Genomic DNA, 388 nt, shown 5'->3' with positions numbered 1-388 from the left:
ACCTACACGATGGAATTCAAGCACTACTCGGAAGCCCCGCGCAACGTGCAAGAAGCCATCATGGCGGCCCGCGCCAAGTAATTGGCCCACCCCCGAGCCGTGCCCCCAGGGGCGCGTCACCCCCTCCAGGGGGCGTTGCCAGCAGACCGGCAAAGCGCCGGATCTGCGGCAACGCTGGATGAGGGGGGGGTGCGGGACTCTTGTTGTCTTCAGCGCCGTTTAGCGGTGAGTCGGCTGCCCGTGGCAGGCTCTGGCTGGAGACGTTAAACCCACACGGGCCTTGTTCTTTTATTGAGGTATTTGCAATGGCAAAAGAGAAATTTGAGCGGACCAAGCCGCACGTCAACGTCGGCACCATTGGTCACGTGGACCACGGCAAGACCACCCT

The 388-nt window shown here is 61.9% G+C and carries 1 protein-coding gene; it reads left to right on the top strand.

Annotated elements, in window-relative coordinates; genetic code table 11:
- Nucleotides 1–254 precede the first annotated feature (254 nt).
- Nucleotides 255–388 (top strand): GTP-binding protein (locus HA630_RS27050; protein ID WP_243855311.1); only part of this gene is annotated, 134 nt, incomplete at its 3' end.

Source organism: Aquabacterium sp. A08 (assembly GCF_011742065.1).
Note: the sequence above shows the minus strand (reverse complement) of the source record. Positions and strands in the feature narration are given on the sequence as shown.